A 15,266-nucleotide genomic window follows, 5' to 3' on the forward strand; every position below is an offset into this window, starting at 1 on the left:
TCTTGACTCAAGCATTAATGCAGTACGATCTTCAAAGTTAAGATGATGGTATGACAATTTTATATACTCCATAAACCCTTTAAATTAATTAGGTGGTTTATGTCGCACTTCAAGTTTTACTCTGCCCTATTAAATACTAATTTTTTCTTGTACAAAAAAATTAAATGATGCGTATTTCATAATCTTATAAATATAAAAAAGCCTCTAAAATAATTAATTATTTTAGAGGCTTATGCAAGCTAATTAAGCATTACATATTAGGGTAGTTCGGACCACCGCCACCTTCCGGTGTTACCCAGGTGATATTCTGAGATGGATCTTTGATGTCACAGGTCTTGCAGTGTACACAGTTCGCTGCGTTGATCTGGAAGCGCTTCGAACCGTCATCATTTTCCATGATTTCATACACACCTGCCGGGCAGTAACGCTGAGCAGGCTCATCCCATTTCGGCAAGTTGACATCTACCGGAATCGAAGCATCGGTCAGTTTTAAATGCGCTGGCTGGTTTTCTTCATGTACCGTGTTCGATACAAACACAGAAGACAGACGGTCAAAGGTTAGCTTGCCATCCGGTTTTGGATAGTTCGGCTTGAAGTTCACTGCATCGACCGTTTTCAGAGTTTTAAAGTCTGGCACTAAATCATGGAGCGTGAACGGCACTTTAAACACGTTCTGGTCGATGAAGTTGAATGCACCCCCCATCCATTGACCGAACTTGTGCATCGCAGGGCCAAAATTACGCGCGCTATACAGCTCTTCTTTCAACCAGCTATTGTTGAACTTGTCTGTATAAGATGTGAGTTCTTTTACAAAGAAGTCTTCACCTTCGGTCACACGCGCAATCGCCAGATCACCACCTTTTTCTACACCGGCAGCAATCGCTTCAAATACCGCTTCACCGCAGAGCATGCCGGATTTCATAGCAGTGTGTGAGCCTTTGATCTTGGCAAAGTTCAGGAAGCCCGCATCATCACCAATTAAAGATCCACCCGGGAAGGTGAATTTCGGCAGAGAGTTAAAACCACCTTTGGTTACGGCACGCGCACCATAAGAAATACGTTTACCGCCTTCTAGATACTGTTTGATCAGTGGATGGGTTTTCCAGCGCTGCATTTCCATGAATGGATACATGTGCGGATTTTCATAAGACAGATCCACGATCATGCCTAATGTCACCTGGTTGTTTTCAGCATGGTATAACCACCAGCCACCTGACGAACCGGTTTCAGATAAAGGCCAGCCGGCACCGTGCATTACCAGACCTGGTTTGTGTTTCGCTGGATCGATTTCCCAGAGTTCTTTAATGCCGATCCCGTAGTGCTGCGGATCAGCATCTTTGTCCAGATTGAATTTCTGGATCAGGCGTTTACCTAAGTGACCACGACAGCCTTCAGCAAAGATGGTGTATTTGGCATGCAGCTCATAACCTGGTGCAAAGTTATGCGTCGGTTCGCCATCTTTACCAATCCCCATGTCACCGGTTTGAATACCTTTCACCGTACCATCTTCATGATACAGAATTTCTGAAGCAGCAAAGCCCGGGAAGATTGATACTTCCAGTTCTTCGGCTTTCTGGCCTAACCAGCGCACCACGTTGCCCAGAGAGATGACATAGTTGCCATCATTGTGCATGGTTTTCGGTACCATCCAGTGCGGGGCTTCTTGTGATTTTTCATCTGAAAGAAGGAAGAAAGTTTTGTCTTCTGTTACTGGCACATTTAAAGGCGCACCTTCTTCTTTCCAGTTCGGGAACAGTTCATTCATGGCACGAGGTTCAAGCACAGCACCTGAAAGAATATGTGCACCGACTTCGGAGCCTTTTTCTACGACACAAACGGACAGATCATTCAGGTTGTTTTCAATTGCAAGTTGACGGATCTTGATTGCAGCAGATAGGCCGGCAGGACCCGCACCTACGATCACAACGTCAAACTCCATCGATTCACGTTCGATGTGTTCCATGTAGGACTCCTCATATTTCTATTCGGTGGCAACCATAATCGGATGATTGGGTGCTGCCATGAGTGTTCTGAATTCCTAGACACAAAAATAGTAGTGTCTTTAAGCATCTGGGCTAGTATAGTTTTAAACCCAGGTTAAGCCAATTGGCTGAAACATATTATTTTTCCGTCATTAAGGTCTTCTTTATATGAATAAGTCAGCACCCGAGAAAAATCCGACGAAAAAAGTAGCTTCTAGCGATGATAAAAATTTAATGGATATCGCACAATACTTAAAAGATGCACAGGGCAGTCACAAAAGGTCAATCCCGCCTTTGGATCAATGGCATCCAAAGCATTGTGGCGCAATGGATCTCAAGGTTTTGGCCAATGGAGAATGGTGGCACGAAGGTCAATTGCTCAAGCGTCAGCCGATGATAGACCTGTTTTCCACGGTACTCTGGAAAGAAGAAGGAAAATTCTATCTAAAGACGCCGGTTGAAATGATTGAAATCGAGGTCGAAGATGAACCTCTGTTTGTAAATCAGGTCGATCAGGTCAAGATTGAAGGCAGGACTTACCTGCAACTGACCACCACGACTCAGGACATCATTATTGTCGATAGCGAACATCCTATCTTTATGCGTCAGTATCAGGATGAATTGCGCCCTTATGTGCATGTGCGTTTTGGAATCAATGCGCTGCTTCAGCGGGCTGCTTTTTTACATCTGGTGGAGATGGGCGAGCTTGGTGAAAATGCTGCTGGAGAGACGGTTTTAAGCTTGAAAAGTGGTGATTTAGACTTGTATTTAAGCACCTGAGGTTTAAGCTTTGTCGCAAGGTCATTTGAAACAAGCAACTAGCAACGTTATGAGCGCTATCCAACCGATTTATCCCTTAGTAGATCCCATGCCTAAAGCCAGTGCTGATGCGCCTATCGGGATTTTTGATTCTGGTGTGGGAGGGCTATCGGTTGCTTTGGAAATTGCCCGGTATTTGCCCAATGAACGCTTTGTTTATTATGCCGACACGGCTTACGTACCTTATGGGCCCCGTAAAGATCAAGAAATCCGTGACCTGACTGCGCGAGCGATTGAATGGCTGTATCGTGAAGGCTGTAAAGTTGCAGTCGTCGCTTGTAATACCGCTTCTGCATTTAGTCTGGATTATTTACGTGAGCATTACGGCGAAAACTTTCCGATCATCGGACTGGTGCCAGCGCTCAAACCTGCAGTCCTCAATACCCAATCCAAAACGGTGGCCGTCCTGGCCACACCTGCAACCTTTCGTGGACAGCTGATTAAGGATGTCATGATCCGTTTTGCCGAGCCGGCACAGGTCAAAGTGATTCCGGTGACCTGTCTGGATCTGGTACCTTTTGTAGAAGCCGGTCAGCAGATGAGTCCTGAGTGTCTGGCGACATTAACTCAGATTTTACAACCGGTTGTTGATCAGGGCGCTGATTATTTAGTGCTAGGATGTACACATTACCCCTTCCTAAAATCGTCAATTCAGTATATTTTTGGTCAAAAGCTGACATTAATTGACTCAGGATTCGCGGTTGCGAGACAAACGGCCCGAATTTTGATTAAAAATGGGTTATTATTTGAACATGAGTGCAAGGACAGTCTAAAAATCCGACTTGTGGTTAGTGGTCAAAATGCTGAACAGCTCCAGCCGATTTTAGGGCATCTGATCCCAGTCGATATTAAATGGCAGGTCAGCAATATGGAGACAGAAGTCAGCTAGGCGACCGTCACTCATCTTATAATTTTGAAAGATATATTTTTATACTGGGGTCGTCATATTGTGTCAGGGCAGGGTCTAGCCGGTCAGATCAATGTGCAGTAAAAGAGGATAACCAATGCTCGATAAACGTTATCAGGTGTTTATCTCCACCTCTGGTGCAGAAATGCAGCCAGAGCGGATCATCTTGTCACAAACTTTGGTCGGCATGGGTTTCTTTTCCTGGGGGCTGGAACAACGCACTCCTTTAAATACTGCATTTGCACGTCGCCAGATTGATGATTGTGATTATGTGGTGATTCTGCTGGGTAGCCAGTATGGCGAGCAGTCGGTTTCCGGTGTAGGTTATATGCATCTGGAATACATTTACGCTGTGACCAAGCAGAAACCGATTATTGTGTTTATGCATGAAGATCCGGCTTCACGTGATCCTTCCTTGCACGATACCAAACCTGAATTACAAGAAAAATTTAAAGAATTTCGTCAGTTATTGCAGCAGGAAGCTGATCAGGTCTTTTGCTATCGTACCTTGCGCGATCTGGAAATGGCGGTACGTTTGAACATGCCGCAAATGCTGGAACGTTATCCGGTAAGTGGCTGGGTACGTCCGCAGAATACTCAAGCCTTGCATGACGAGATTGACCAGCTCAAAGCTAAAGTGGCCCAACTGGAACGCGATGGGGGGACACGTGAAGTAGATCCTTTCCTGAGCCTGCCGAAAGTGTCTATGCATGAAGTTTTCTCCTTCGAATACCGTATGCATGCTTATCAGGATGGTAACTTTAAAGAGCTGAAAGTTCAGAAGAGACTGACCTGGGCACAATTGCTGGCTATTCTCGGCTCTACATTCATTAATCCGACGCCGGAGGAATTTTTCTCCAAGCGTATGAATGAGTATTTGAATGAAACCGGTCTGGAAGATGCACGAGCGGAAATGCCGCGCGCGCATGCTGTAGCCCGTGCCCAGATTAATATTCGCGCCTTGCATAGCCTGAAATTGCAAATGCGCCAGAATGACTGGATTGTACCGTCAGGCCGTGATGACCGTCAGCGTCTGCTTTGGCAGATTACGCCTAAGGCACAAAAACTGCTGGACAGTAACTTGCTGGATAAAGATCGTACTTTTCAATATAAGTCAGTGTATTAATCCATATAGAGAATAAGTAAAAAGCTGTTAAAGTAAGCGGGTTGATACCACGACGGGCGTACTGCATGTTTTCTACAGCTAAACCAAAAGTTACGATTATATTGGCAAATTTAGGCACACCCGATGCACCGACTGTGCCGGCAGTACGCGATTTCCTGAAGCAGTTTTTATCTGATCAGCGTGTCATTGAAATTCCCAAGCCGATCTGGCAACTCATCCTGCGTTTATTTATTTTACCGTTCCGTCCTAAGCGGGTTTCCCAGGCTTATGCACAGGTCTGGGGTCAGGATTCACCGATGCGTGAGATTCTGCTGCAGCAGGTGAGTCAAGTAAAGGCCAAACTCATTGAACAATATCCGCAATTTGAACTGAATGTGGTGCCTGCCATGACTTATGGCAATCCCAATATTCAGGGTGTTCTTGATCAGATTTCGGCTCAACCGCAAGATCATATTATTCTGTTTCCGTTATTTCCCCAGTATTCAGCGACCTCTACCGCACCTCTGTATGATGCAGTCGCAAAATGGGTGCTGAAACAGCGCAATTTACCTGGTCTGTCGATTATCCGCGATTATTATCAGCATCCCTTATTTATTCAGTCACTGGCACAAAGTGTTCGGGATTATCAGGCGATTCATGGGCAGCCGGAAAAACTATTGATGTCATTTCATGGTATCCCGCAGCCCTATGCCGATAAAGGTGATCCTTATGCGGATCGTTGCCGGATCACAGGCAAACTGGTTGCAGAAGCCTTAGGTCTATCTGAAGATCAGTATGCAATTAGTTTCCAGTCCCGGTTTGGTAAACAGGAGTGGGTTAAGCCTTATACGGATGCCTTAATTGAAGAGTGGGGCAAACAGGGCGTGAAATCAATTCAGGTGATGAGTCCGGCTTTCTCGGCTGACTGTTTAGAAACACTGGAAGAGCTGGCCATGGAAAATGGGGAGACCTTCAAGGCCAATGGCGGGAAAAGTTACAGTTATATTCCGGCTTTGAACAACCGTGAAGATCATGTGCAATTGCTCAATACGCTGTTACAGGCTAATCTTGAAGCATTGAATCAGACGCTTGCCCATTAATCTTTTGAGGTTTCTTATCCTATGTTACAAGTCAAAATTGTTCCTGTGACTGCATTTCAGCAAAACTGCTCGATTCTTTGGGATAGCGACAGTAAAGAGGCTGTTTTGATTGATGCAGGGGGCGAACCTGAAAAATTAAAAGCGGAAGTAGAAGCACTGGGCTTAACGGTCAAGGCTTTATGGCTGACTCATGGCCATCTCGATCATGCTGGAGCAGTTGGTGCTTTAAAAAAAGTTTGGGATGTGCCGGTGATTGGTCCGCATAAGGACGATGCATTCTGGTTAGATATGATTCAGGAAGTGTCTGCCCGTTACGGTTTTCCGATTCCGGAAAAAGTAGAAGTCACGCAATGGCTGGAAGGTGGAGAAGTTCTCAAACTGGGTGATGAAGAGTTTGAAGTACGTTTTGCCCCGGGCCATACTCCAGGTCATGTAATGTTCTATAACAGGAACCATGCTTTGTTATGGACAGGGGATGTACTGTTTAAAGGCTCAATTGGACGGACAGATTTTCCGCGTGGCGATCACCAACAGCTACTCGATTCAATCCAGCGCGAATGTTTTAGTCTGCCGGATGAAACCCGGTTTATTTCAGGACATGGTCCGATTAGTAATATTGGTTTTGAAAAACAGCATAATCCTTTCGTTGCGGGAAAAGCCGGTTAAAGTAGTTGAAAAGATCAGCCTAGCTGGTCTTTTTATTTGCTAAAAGGATTATTTAAAGACTGGCGGGTTTGTGTATAGATCAGCCAAGTCATAATGGCAAGCAGAACTCCAACGACAATAAATAAGCCATCCTGTTGAAAAATGCCTATTCCTAATGACAATATCGCAAGTATTCCTACCCCAATTAAAATGATCTTTAGAATAATGTAGCCCATATTCTTGCTCTAAAATAATGTGATATTTCAGCGTAAGAACTTAGTATTAATCAGACATAAATGCTGTTAACTTGTGTTGGTTTTCTACAAGCCTTTTATAAAAATCATGTGATTATTTAGGATATGCTTAAATAGGATATTTTAAAAGGTTCAGTCTTCTTCAGAAGATTCAGCCGCTGGAGCATCTTGGGTTGGCAGTTTGTATTCCTCACTGGCCCAAGCGCCTAGATCAATCATTTTGCAGCGTTCCGAGCAGAAAGGACGAAATTCATTATTTTCCCAAGTGGTCAGTTTGCCACAGCGTGGACATTTTAAAGTGGTCGGCATCAGCACACTCCCTAGAAAAATAAAGCTTCGATTAGGCAAATATAACTGCACTTGTTAGACTTATACAGTTTTTATTAGTTTGATCTGATTATGTCGATTCGTCAATTTCAAGCACAGCGTATGCATGCGCCTCGTGATTTCCAAAGTATCAGTTCTGAACCGGTTTGTGTGGAAATCGGTGCGGGCAAAGGTAAACACGCATTGCTCTTTACCCAGACCAATCCGAACAGCAAGCTGATAGCGATCGAGCGGACTCGAGAGAAATTTTTGGCCATGCAAAAACAGCATGCGCTGGAAGGACAGCCGAATTTACAAACGGTTCATGCCGATGCTTTGCCGTGGATTGTGCATGCACTCTATCCAGCACAAGTCGAACAATTCTTTATTTTGTATCCGAACCCTGAGCCGCATAACCCGGCACAGCGTTGGCTGAATATGCCATTTTTTGAGTTTTTATTATCGCGTTTAGAAACTGGTGGCACGATTACTTTGGCGAGTAATATTCCTGAATATATTGAGGAGGCAGAGCAGCAGGTTCAAAATCTGTGGAAACTGCCTTTCGTTAAAGAAGTCATTGGTCAGGACTCGGCAAGAACTCATTTTGAAATTAAATATCTAGAGCGTGGTGAGTTGTGCCAGCAATTGATTATTAGGAAGCCGGAAGGCTATACAACGCGTTTTGATGAGTTTCAGCCGCTACAAGGGCAGAATGCGAGTTCGGCGGAATAAGCCATGACGAAGCGCATTGCAATTGTGGGTGCTGGCCCGGCAGGCTTGATGACTGCAGAAGTTCTGAGCCAATTTAATTATGAAGTACATGTTTTTGAACAAAAGCCATCAGCTGCCCGTAAATTTTTGATGGCTGGGAAAACCGGCCTAAATATTTCTCATGCCGAACCCGTCGAGCAGTTTGTGCAGCGTTATGATCAGGTGAACTGGTTAGCGCCTTGGATCAAACGTTGGGATGCCATATGGATTCAAAACTGGATGAGAGACCTCGGCATTGAGCCTTATATCGGTTCCTCAGGTCGGGTTTTTCCCACAGAAATGAAAGCCGCTCCACTATTGCGTGTCTGGTTAAAACGTTTAACTGAGCAAGGGGTAAAATTTCATTATCGCCATCAAATTCTAGATCTGAAAAATCATCAGCTGCAGATGCATGATTTAAAAACTGATTGCACATTCACAGAAAACTTTGATGCGATTGTTTTGGCTTGTGGTGCAGTGTCATGGTCAAAACTCGGCAGTGATGGTAAATGGCAAGCATGGCTTGATTGCAGGGAGATTGAACCTTTCCAAGCCAGTAATGCAGGTGTGGAATATCCATGGTCCAAGTTTATGCAGCCAATCTTCGGTCAGCCCTTAAAACGGGTCGAAGCTTGGGTTGATGGCGGTGACAAGACTATGGGTGATATTGTGATCAGTCACTATGGTCTGGAAAGTGGTCTGATCTATAAACAAGGTCGGGGACTGCGTCAACAGCTGAAACAGGGGCAGCCAATGCAGCTGAATCTGGATCTTTTCCCAGACCAAACCGTAGAACAATTAGCTAAAAAATTACAGCCAAGTAAAAAGCAGTCTTTGAATAATATCTGGCGGAAAGCAGGTCTGGATGGTGCAAAAGCTGCTCTGGTGCGTGAACTGTTACCAAAGCCACTTTGGCAAAATGCTACTGAATTAGCACAGCAGATTAAGCAATTGAAAATTCCTTTAACAGGTTTCCGTCCTATACAGGAAGCGATTAGCTGTGCAGGTGGTGTTAAACGCGAGGTTCTGTCAGAGCAGCTTCAGCTTAAATCCAATCCACATGTGTTCTTATGTGGTGAGATGCTGGACTGGGATGCGCCTACAGGGGGTTACTTGCTGACAGCCTGTTTTGCCACTGGACGAGCAGCCGCAGAAGGGGTGCAGCAATATTTAGTTCAAGCTCAATAATACGCATTCTTCAGAAAGTGAAAGTTAAATCTTAGAACTGCATATAAAATTTCAGGAAGCGTCCGCTTCCTGAAATGTATTATTTATTGTGCTGGGGCTTTATTTGCGGTGGTCATCTCTGGATATTGCGAACGCCAGCGTTCCAGTTGCTCTTGGGCATGTAGATATTTGCCCAGACCTTTTACATTTTCACTGGCTTCATTTACGGTAGAGGCCTGAGATTTCGGACTATTCACCAGTTTTTCCTGATGTTCCCAGTATTGATACATCAAACCCTGAATATAACGGCCCTGTTCAGTTTTAAGCTCCAGATCTTTGAGCATATTTAGCGAAGACTGGACATGATCGCGTTGACGTTGCTGGACAAATTCCGGAGTCAGATTGTCATCATTGCGCATGCCATTGAGCTCAGCTTCCAGATCCGCGCTCATTTCCTGAAAACGTTCTTCATAGTCATTCAAGACAGCAATATCATGGGGATCATCTTCCGTTTTAGGGAAGTTTTTCACGGGTCCAGTTTTCAATTCCTGCATGATTTCCTCTGATGCAGAGTCTTCCGTTGCCTGCTGTTCTACAGATTGTGAACTTTTCTGGTCACAGGCCATCAAAAACATGGCAGCAGTGAAAAGTGCAGTTCGTGACATCAATTGAATCGTGTGCATGATTGAATCCTGTTCCTAATTATTTTTCTTGAATACATAAACATAGGTGACATAAGGGAAATTAATCATATCTTCTGCACCCTTGTCCGTATAGTTTTTGATAATTTGTTCGAATTGCTGCTTGAGCTGCTGTTGCTGTTCTTTTGGTAGTGCCGCAATAAAGCTGGTTGACAATAAGCGTTTGGAAACCACCTGCTCGACAGGGCCATGCTGTAGCTGTTGCATTTGCGTTTCAGCATAAGGCTGAAAGAGATTCTGTTCCTCAAAGACTTTACGCCAGGCACCACTATGATAGCGTGGCGTATCAGCTTCCAGTGGTGCAATACAATCTGCCAGGGCTTTGACCCAGTCGATTGTAATATCTCGTTGGTTCCAGACCAGTACCAGAAAGCCTTGAGGTTTCAGTATCCGATCCAGCTCCTTTAAGGTTTCCAGATTGGCAAACCAGTGAAATGACTGTGCACAAAACACAGCATTCACGCTATGATCGGGCAGGGGAAGCTGGTGGCTCATCCCTTCAAGGGTATGAATATCCGGATGTGCCAGTTTTAACTGGGCCAGCATCTCAGGGACAGGATCAATGGCGGTGATGTGGCTGCTGAGCGGGCGTAAATAGGGAATAAATTTACCTGTTCCGGTACCTAAATCGACAAGATCTGCATCTACAGGCAATGACAGTGTCTCGGTAAGCCACGGGCTTAGATCTGCCGGATAGTCAGGGCGTACCTGCTGATAAAGCTCAGCCGCTGCACTAAACCCCTGTTGAGCTGCAGGATGCAGTGATTGTGTCATATTTTGCGCTTTTTAATCTTTTTCATCGATATAAAATAGCATATTCACTTTTTCGGCCCTATTCATTGAGTGAATTGTTGCCGAAAAGTTAGATTCACCAGCACGGGAAAGTTATGGATAAGCAGATTGTTTTTGAAGATGAGCATATACGCGCAATTTTTATGCCGGGGTCATCTTCAGAATTGATTTTTTCATTTGGAGATTTGATTACCCGTGCCAAGGGCTTGAGCATCAATGCCGAAAAATCATTAGCGAAATTTGAATTTAATGTTTTGGGAATCATGCCCAAACATAAATCCTGGTTTCCAAAAAGTTCCATGTGGAACATGTTGCAAGCCATTGCCGAGCTGATTGCGCCGTTTCAGCAGCGCATTGCCTATGGTGGCTCCATGGGTGGCTATGCTGCGATTAAATATTCCAATCTGCTGAATGTTCAGCGAGTGGTCGCGATGGTGCCGCAATATTCGATTGATCCGGAAGATGTGGAAGATGCCCGCTATAACATGTTTTACCGGCCCGAGCTGAATGAAGGCATGCGGATTGAGGCAGAAGATGTCAGTCCGGAACGGGAATATATTCTGGTTTATGATCCGTATTGCACCGAAGACCGGGCACATTACCTGAAACTGGAAGCTGTACTTCCACAGCATCATGTACTGCATCTACCCTTTACCGGCCATGACGCCATCGCTGTTCTGGCCAGCTCCGAGCTGCTGTATGACTTTTTATTGCATGAATATGATGAAAGTTATTTCTACCAGAAAATGCGTCGGGTCAAGAAAAACAGCAAGTTCTATTATCGCAAGGTGATTGAGAATATCTTGCCGCGTCACCGTTTTGCTTTAGGACGTATCCTGAAAAATAATGATCTGTTGCTAGATACTCAATTTTTCGATGCAGCACAAAAACAGGTAATTTTGCGTGAATTGCTGAGTAATAAACAGGTCGATCAGCAGGACCTGCTCAAGCTTGGGATTCACGTCAATCTGCCGCAGGAAAAGCGTCAGTTATTGCTGGATGCCTATGGTCATGCGCTGGTCTTTAATGTCATCAGTAATAAAATCGAAAGCTATACCGGTGATGCGATTGCACTGAACCATAAATTCCTGATTCCAATCTATGCCAAGGGTAATGGCTTGCTGACCATCAACCTGAATGATGAGCGTTATCTGGTGGTAATGAATGACCGGCATATCATGAAACTGGTCAAGGAGCAGGATGAATTAAATGTAGGCATGCATCCGATTATCATGAAACGCTATGCTGATTTTTATATGTTCAGCTATAAGCATCTGAATTTGCATACAGATGAATACGGCGCTTCAGGTTTCGTTGACGCAAGTGACAAAAATACACAGTTTGTGACACGAAGTGAAATGAAATAACGAAAAATTTATCTAAAAAACAAATACTTGACTTGTATCGGCTAAGGCCTAATATGGTCTTAGGCGGTATGAAAAATAGTCACACCGCTCCCGGTTGTTTATATGACAAGGGAGTAAATATATGCAATCCATACAAGTTTCAAGTATTTGTTTTATTCTTGGACTGATGCTGCCTAATTTTGCACACGCGGAAAGTGTGCATCCTGCAGTGATCTTGCTCAGTTCTTCTCTTATTTTTCTGATCTTTCTCAGTATATATGTGATTTATAAGGTGCGCCGTTCTCTGCGTAACCATATTGATAAGTCTGTAGATTAACCACTTCTGACAGTAAGTTGCTTGAAAACCCTGCAGGACTTGTTTTAAATGGCAATCAAAATAAATTGTCAAACAAGGTTGAGGGTAAAGCCATGAAAGCCGCTTATTTAGATTATGCTTCTTTAGACCAACAGGATTTGGACTTTCAGGCACTTCATGCAGTATTTGACCAGTTGGTCTTATACCCGGCCACATCGGCTACAGAGATTCAGTCCCGTGTGGCCGATGTCGATGTCATCATTACCAACAAAGTTATGATTGACGCGGCAACTATCCAGCAATGTCCTCAACTAAAACTGATCCTGATTTCTGCCACAGGTACCAATAATGTCGATCTGGCTGCGGCCAAGGCACGTGGCATTGTGGTGTGTAACTGTCAGGCTTATGGCACCTCTGCCGTCGCTCAGCATACCCTGATGCTGATGCTCAATCTGGCCACTTCATTTTTAACCTATCAGCGTGTAGTACAGCAGGGCGAGTGGCAAAAGGCCAGTCAGTTCTGTCTATTGGGTACACCTATTGTGGAGCTGGCAGGCAAGACTTTAGGTATTGTTGGTTATGGCGAGCTGGGCCATGCTGTTGCCAGACTGGCTGAAGCCTTTGGCATGAAGGTACTGATTGCTGCTTTGCCTAACCGTCCAGCAGATGACTCACGTATTCCATTTGCCGATTTATTGCCACAAGTGGATTTTTTAAGCCTGCATTGCCCTTTAACGGAAGATACCCGTCATTTAATCAGTCATGCCGAATTGGACGCGATGAAACCAAGTGCATTTTTAATTAACTGTGCGCGTGGCGGAATCGTTGATGAACAGGCGTTGGCTCAGGCCTTACGCGAAGGCAAAATTGCCGGTGCTGCGACGGATGTGCTTACCGTGGAGCCTCCGAAAGAGGGCAATGTATTGCTCGATGCCTCAATTCCCAACCTGATTGTCACACCGCACAATGCCTGGGGTAGTGTCGATGCCCGTCAACGTATTGTGGATCAGATGGTGGAAAATGTAGAAGCCTTTAAGCAGGGTCAGCCCATCCGTCAGGTAAATTAAAAATTATTAAATAAAAACTAAATGCTGATCGAATTCGATCAGCATTTTTTTCGGTTTTCTGGCGTAATATATTTATCTAATAGTTTTAAAAATTCATTCTGAACCAGTGCAGACCGGGGGTTAAATATAATTTCCTGATAGACGCGCTTAAATTCGGGTACCCGTTCATCGGGACGCTTGTCATAAGATGTTCGATAATGGGTTTCAAACATATAAATCAGATGATTCTGCGAGAAATAAGCAGTCCGATAGCTATAAATGTCATCTCCCTGAGCCCCGATTCTTAATTTACACATATCCTTGATCCGATACAGATCGGCATTATTGCTAGAGGCGGGCCTAAATTCAGCTTCATCGAGGTTTTGAATATGCTGGATTTTTTCACCTTCAGTTTTGTGGTTATAAGAGGCAGCACTAGATAGGCTCGGGATTGAGGATAGTTCATCATCAATGGCGGCAAGAGAGGTCACGGTTTCACCTGACACCAGTAAAGTGATGTATAGAATGGCTACGCCACACAGAATGCCGACGATAAAGCTGAAAAGAATTTTTCTCATTTTTATTATCTTCTCATGATTTTATTTGAGCTCAGTCTAAAGAAAGACTCAACTATCTTCAATGCTTAAAAGAAAAAGCCCGTAATGGGCTTTTTTCAATGCGATGATTTAGAGATCATCTACTGCATAACTGGTCGCTGTACCGGAACTTGACTGGGGCTGTGATACCGATGAATTTTGAGTCGCGGTAGATGGTTGACTCAAAGGCTGCTGCACGATCGGTGCCTGTTGTGAATTACCGCGCCAGACTTCACGGGTCTGCTGAATTTTCTGACCCGTTTGCTGTGCTGCCTGAGTCGCACCTTCATCTACTTTCTGGATGGTATCTGATGCCGCAGACTTGGTATTGCCCCAAGCACGGTCTACACCCGGTTTGATTTTGGCAATGCCTTTTTCAGTGACTTCACCTACTTTTTCAGCGGTATTGATAACACCTTCCTGTGCTTTATAGGCAAACACATGCAGCAGGTTCGGGTTCTCACCATAAGGTGCAATCGGTTTGGTGGTCTGAGTGGTTTCGGTCTGTGCAAATACGGGTGCACAGAACATTAAAGCTGTCGTTAAAATAATTGGGGTTTTGATATTCATTATGGATCGACCTCGAATTCGTCAAAGAGCGGTCTGAGTTTGGTTTTCAGTGTAACGGATAATCAGCCAAAAACAATGAATAAGCTGTGAAGAGAATACAGGTTCAGCGTAGTTTGATGCAAGGATTTATAGTTTTTAAGAGAAAGAAAGAGCAGGTCAAATTAGAAGAAAGATTAAATTTCTGTTCATTCAAATAAATAGCCCCATTTTCATAAAAAACAGGGCAATTTATTTAGTCACATTGAGTTAGGGCATCTTTGGCAAAATGATTGCGCAGGGTCACAAAGTTCTTTTGTACCGCTGCATCATGCAGGTCAAATTTTTGTGCTGTGCTGGTTCCGTCGCGCTGGAAAGTTGCTGAGCCGGCATCAATCAGGGTCATGCCCTTAAATGACCATTGTTCAACTGAACGGTTGTTGCCGATGTCGCCAGTAAATTCAATCACGCATTTGTCGAGGAATTTGGTCAGTTTCGCCTTATTATTGGTTGTTTCTGGAATAACTTCGAGATTTTGTACTTCCTGTAATACACCCAGTTCCAGCTGTGGAATGGTTGGTTGAGATGTACATGCTGTAAGTGCGATACCCGCAAGAGTCGTCATAATGAGTGTTTGAAATTTCATGCGCTTCTTTCTTGTTGAGTGTTGTTAGGGGGAGTATAGGGAATTGTATGAAATTTCGCTACTTGGATATTAAATCAAACATACAGAACAGCCGAACCGATCTCTACTTCTATAATAGATCTCTTGCGAAAGTCGTTATTGCAAGTTCATCCGGTTTACCAGTGCAGCGATTAAGTTAATGCGTAAACCGAATCTTTTCCGTCTATTTCGATAGCGTTCACTTAGTATTCTAAATCTTTTCA

Annotated in this window: 18 protein-coding genes and 1 pseudogene; 10 read left to right on the forward strand and 9 right to left on the reverse strand. The window is 44.2% G+C overall.

Features of this window, described 5'->3' with window-relative positions; translation table 11 throughout:
* Positions 1–250 precede the first annotated feature (250 nt).
* Positions 251–1,963, reverse strand: a complete 1,713-nt coding sequence (locus ACEWB7_RS15045; protein WP_005232462.1) for an electron transfer flavoprotein-ubiquinone oxidoreductase — start codon at positions 1,961–1,963, stop codon at positions 251–253.
* Positions 1,964–2,150: 187 nt separating this feature from the next.
* Between ACEWB7_RS15045 and ACEWB7_RS15050 the strand changes: the two genes are divergently transcribed.
* The 5 genes from ACEWB7_RS15050 (at position 2,151) to ACEWB7_RS15070 (ending at position 6,579) form a co-directional block, all read left to right on the forward strand.
* Positions 2,151–2,762 carry a DUF1285 domain-containing protein gene (locus tag ACEWB7_RS15050; RefSeq protein ID WP_312310019.1) on the forward strand — a complete coding sequence of 204 codons (612 nt, stop codon included), beginning with the start codon at positions 2,151–2,153 and terminating at the stop codon, positions 2,760–2,762.
* Positions 2,763–2,811: 49 nt separating this feature from the next.
* Positions 2,812–3,690 carry a glutamate racemase gene (gene murI, locus ACEWB7_RS15055; protein ID WP_312310021.1) on the forward strand — a complete coding sequence of 293 codons (879 nt, stop codon included), beginning with the start codon at positions 2,812–2,814 and terminating at the stop codon, positions 3,688–3,690.
* 115 nt (positions 3,691–3,805) lie between these two features.
* Positions 3,806–4,834, forward strand: coding sequence for a DUF4062 domain-containing protein (locus ACEWB7_RS15060; RefSeq protein ID WP_034704817.1), 1,029 nt, complete (start codon positions 3,806–3,808; stop codon positions 4,832–4,834).
* A 65-nt stretch (positions 4,835–4,899) separates the two neighbouring features.
* Positions 4,900–5,913 carry a ferrochelatase gene (gene hemH / locus ACEWB7_RS15065; RefSeq protein WP_179992859.1) on the forward strand — a complete coding sequence of 338 codons (1,014 nt, stop codon included), beginning with the start codon at positions 4,900–4,902 and terminating at the stop codon, positions 5,911–5,913.
* Between the two features lie 21 nt (positions 5,914–5,934).
* Positions 5,935–6,579: an MBL fold metallo-hydrolase gene (locus tag ACEWB7_RS15070; protein WP_034704815.1), complete on the forward strand. Its 645-nt coding sequence runs from the start codon at positions 5,935–5,937 to the stop codon at positions 6,577–6,579.
* A 32-nt stretch (positions 6,580–6,611) separates the two neighbouring features.
* Here ACEWB7_RS15070 and ACEWB7_RS15075 read toward each other — a convergent pair whose 3' ends face one another.
* The gene (locus ACEWB7_RS15075; protein WP_180003015.1) at positions 6,612–6,794 is read right to left on the reverse strand and encodes a hypothetical protein; all 183 of its coding nucleotides are present in this window, start codon (positions 6,792–6,794) and stop codon (positions 6,612–6,614) included.
* A gap of 150 nt (positions 6,795–6,944) precedes the next feature.
* Entirely contained in the window at positions 6,945–7,121 is a 177-nt protein-coding gene (locus ACEWB7_RS15080) for a DNA gyrase inhibitor YacG (protein ID WP_180011884.1), read from the reverse strand.
* Positions 7,122–7,205: 84 nt separating this feature from the next.
* Between ACEWB7_RS15080 and ACEWB7_RS15085 the strand changes: the two genes are divergently transcribed.
* Together ACEWB7_RS15085 and ACEWB7_RS15090 are read left to right on the forward strand one after the other, a co-directional pair.
* The gene (locus tag ACEWB7_RS15085) at positions 7,206–7,850 is read left to right on the forward strand and encodes an SAM-dependent methyltransferase (protein WP_312310031.1); all 645 of its coding nucleotides are present in this window, start codon (positions 7,206–7,208) and stop codon (positions 7,848–7,850) included.
* A gap of 3 nt (positions 7,851–7,853) precedes the next feature.
* Entirely contained in the window at positions 7,854–9,056 is a 1,203-nt protein-coding gene (locus ACEWB7_RS15090) for a TIGR03862 family flavoprotein (protein WP_411580928.1), read from the forward strand.
* 83 nt (positions 9,057–9,139) lie between these two features.
* Here ACEWB7_RS15090 and ACEWB7_RS15095 read toward each other — a convergent pair whose 3' ends face one another.
* A complete protein-coding gene (locus tag ACEWB7_RS15095; RefSeq protein WP_005232438.1) occupies positions 9,140–9,718 on the reverse strand; it encodes a hypothetical protein in 579 nt (192 codons plus the stop codon).
* A 15-nt stretch (positions 9,719–9,733) separates the two neighbouring features.
* Positions 9,734–10,510 (reverse strand): class I SAM-dependent methyltransferase, encoded by a 777-nt coding sequence (locus ACEWB7_RS15100; protein ID WP_411580929.1) that lies wholly within the window; start codon positions 10,508–10,510, stop codon positions 9,734–9,736.
* A gap of 113 nt (positions 10,511–10,623) precedes the next feature.
* Here ACEWB7_RS15100 and ACEWB7_RS15105 point away from each other — a divergent pair, with 113 nt between their 5' ends.
* The 3 genes from ACEWB7_RS15105 to ACEWB7_RS15115 all read left to right on the forward strand — a co-directional run bounded on the left by ACEWB7_RS15105 (position 10,624) and on the right by ACEWB7_RS15115 (position 13,257).
* The gene (locus tag ACEWB7_RS15105; protein ID WP_411580930.1) at positions 10,624–11,895 is read left to right on the forward strand and encodes a hypothetical protein; all 1,272 of its coding nucleotides are present in this window, start codon (positions 10,624–10,626) and stop codon (positions 11,893–11,895) included.
* 121 nt (positions 11,896–12,016) lie between these two features.
* A complete protein-coding gene (locus ACEWB7_RS15110) occupies positions 12,017–12,211 on the forward strand; it encodes a hypothetical protein (protein WP_411580931.1) in 195 nt (64 codons plus the stop codon).
* Positions 12,212–12,303: 92 nt separating this feature from the next.
* Positions 12,304–13,257: a 2-hydroxyacid dehydrogenase gene (locus ACEWB7_RS15115; protein WP_411580932.1), complete on the forward strand. Its 954-nt coding sequence runs from the start codon at positions 12,304–12,306 to the stop codon at positions 13,255–13,257.
* Positions 13,258–13,295: 38 nt separating this feature from the next.
* Here the strand turns inward: ACEWB7_RS15115 and ACEWB7_RS15120 are convergent, their stop codons facing one another.
* The 4 genes and pseudogenes from ACEWB7_RS15120 to ACEWB7_RS15135 all read right to left on the reverse strand — a co-directional run.
* Entirely contained in the window at positions 13,296–13,814 is a 519-nt protein-coding gene (locus ACEWB7_RS15120) for a hypothetical protein (RefSeq protein WP_411580933.1), read from the reverse strand.
* Positions 13,815–13,922: 108 nt separating this feature from the next.
* On the reverse strand, positions 13,923–14,402 hold the full coding sequence (locus ACEWB7_RS15125) for a hypothetical protein (RefSeq protein WP_180018241.1): 480 nt from the start codon (positions 14,400–14,402) through the stop codon (positions 13,923–13,925).
* A gap of 232 nt (positions 14,403–14,634) precedes the next feature.
* A complete protein-coding gene (locus ACEWB7_RS15130) occupies positions 14,635–15,024 on the reverse strand; it encodes a hypothetical protein (protein WP_125278836.1) in 390 nt (129 codons plus the stop codon).
* Between the two features lie 135 nt (positions 15,025–15,159).
* Positions 15,160–15,266: pseudogene (locus ACEWB7_RS15135) on the reverse strand (IS5/IS1182 family transposase); the annotation flags it as partial.

Source organism: Acinetobacter sp. NIOH-H-8, from assembly GCF_046635365.1.
Lineage (GTDB): Bacteria > Pseudomonadota > Gammaproteobacteria > Pseudomonadales > Moraxellaceae > Acinetobacter.

Coding starts and splice junctions, on each gene's coding strand:
- ACEWB7_RS15100 (WP_411580929.1), bottom strand. CDS start 10,510: ATGACACAATCACTGCATCCTGCAGCTCAACAGGGGTTTAGTGCAGCG.
- ACEWB7_RS15120 (WP_411580933.1), bottom strand. CDS start 13,814: ATGAGAAAAATTCTTTTCAGCTTTATCGTCGGCATTCTGTGTGGCGTA.
- ACEWB7_RS15115 (WP_411580932.1), top strand. CDS start 12,304: ATGAAAGCCGCTTATTTAGATTATGCTTCTTTAGACCAACAGGATTTG.
- ACEWB7_RS15075 (WP_180003015.1), bottom strand. CDS start 6,794: ATGGGCTACATTATTCTAAAGATCATTTTAATTGGGGTAGGAATACTT.
- ACEWB7_RS15105 (WP_411580930.1), top strand. CDS start 10,624: ATGGATAAGCAGATTGTTTTTGAAGATGAGCATATACGCGCAATTTTT.
- ACEWB7_RS15095 (WP_005232438.1), bottom strand. CDS start 9,718: ATGCACACGATTCAATTGATGTCACGAACTGCACTTTTCACTGCTGCC.
- ACEWB7_RS15080 (WP_180011884.1), bottom strand. CDS start 7,121: ATGCCGACCACTTTAAAATGTCCACGCTGTGGCAAACTGACCACTTGG.
- hemH (WP_179992859.1), top strand. CDS start 4,900: ATGTTTTCTACAGCTAAACCAAAAGTTACGATTATATTGGCAAATTTA.
- ACEWB7_RS15045 (WP_005232462.1), bottom strand. CDS start 1,963: ATGGAACACATCGAACGTGAATCGATGGAGTTTGACGTTGTGATCGTA.
- ACEWB7_RS15130 (WP_125278836.1), bottom strand. CDS start 15,024: ATGAAATTTCAAACACTCATTATGACGACTCTTGCGGGTATCGCACTT.
- murI (WP_312310021.1), top strand. CDS start 2,812: ATGAGCGCTATCCAACCGATTTATCCCTTAGTAGATCCCATGCCTAAA.
- ACEWB7_RS15060 (WP_034704817.1), top strand. CDS start 3,806: ATGCTCGATAAACGTTATCAGGTGTTTATCTCCACCTCTGGTGCAGAA.
- ACEWB7_RS15070 (WP_034704815.1), top strand. CDS start 5,935: ATGTTACAAGTCAAAATTGTTCCTGTGACTGCATTTCAGCAAAACTGC.
- ACEWB7_RS15125 (WP_180018241.1), bottom strand. CDS start 14,402: ATGAATATCAAAACCCCAATTATTTTAACGACAGCTTTAATGTTCTGT.
- ACEWB7_RS15050 (WP_312310019.1), top strand. CDS start 2,151: ATGAATAAGTCAGCACCCGAGAAAAATCCGACGAAAAAAGTAGCTTCT.
- ACEWB7_RS15110 (WP_411580931.1), top strand. CDS start 12,017: ATGCAATCCATACAAGTTTCAAGTATTTGTTTTATTCTTGGACTGATG.
- ACEWB7_RS15090 (WP_411580928.1), top strand. CDS start 7,854: ATGACGAAGCGCATTGCAATTGTGGGTGCTGGCCCGGCAGGCTTGATG.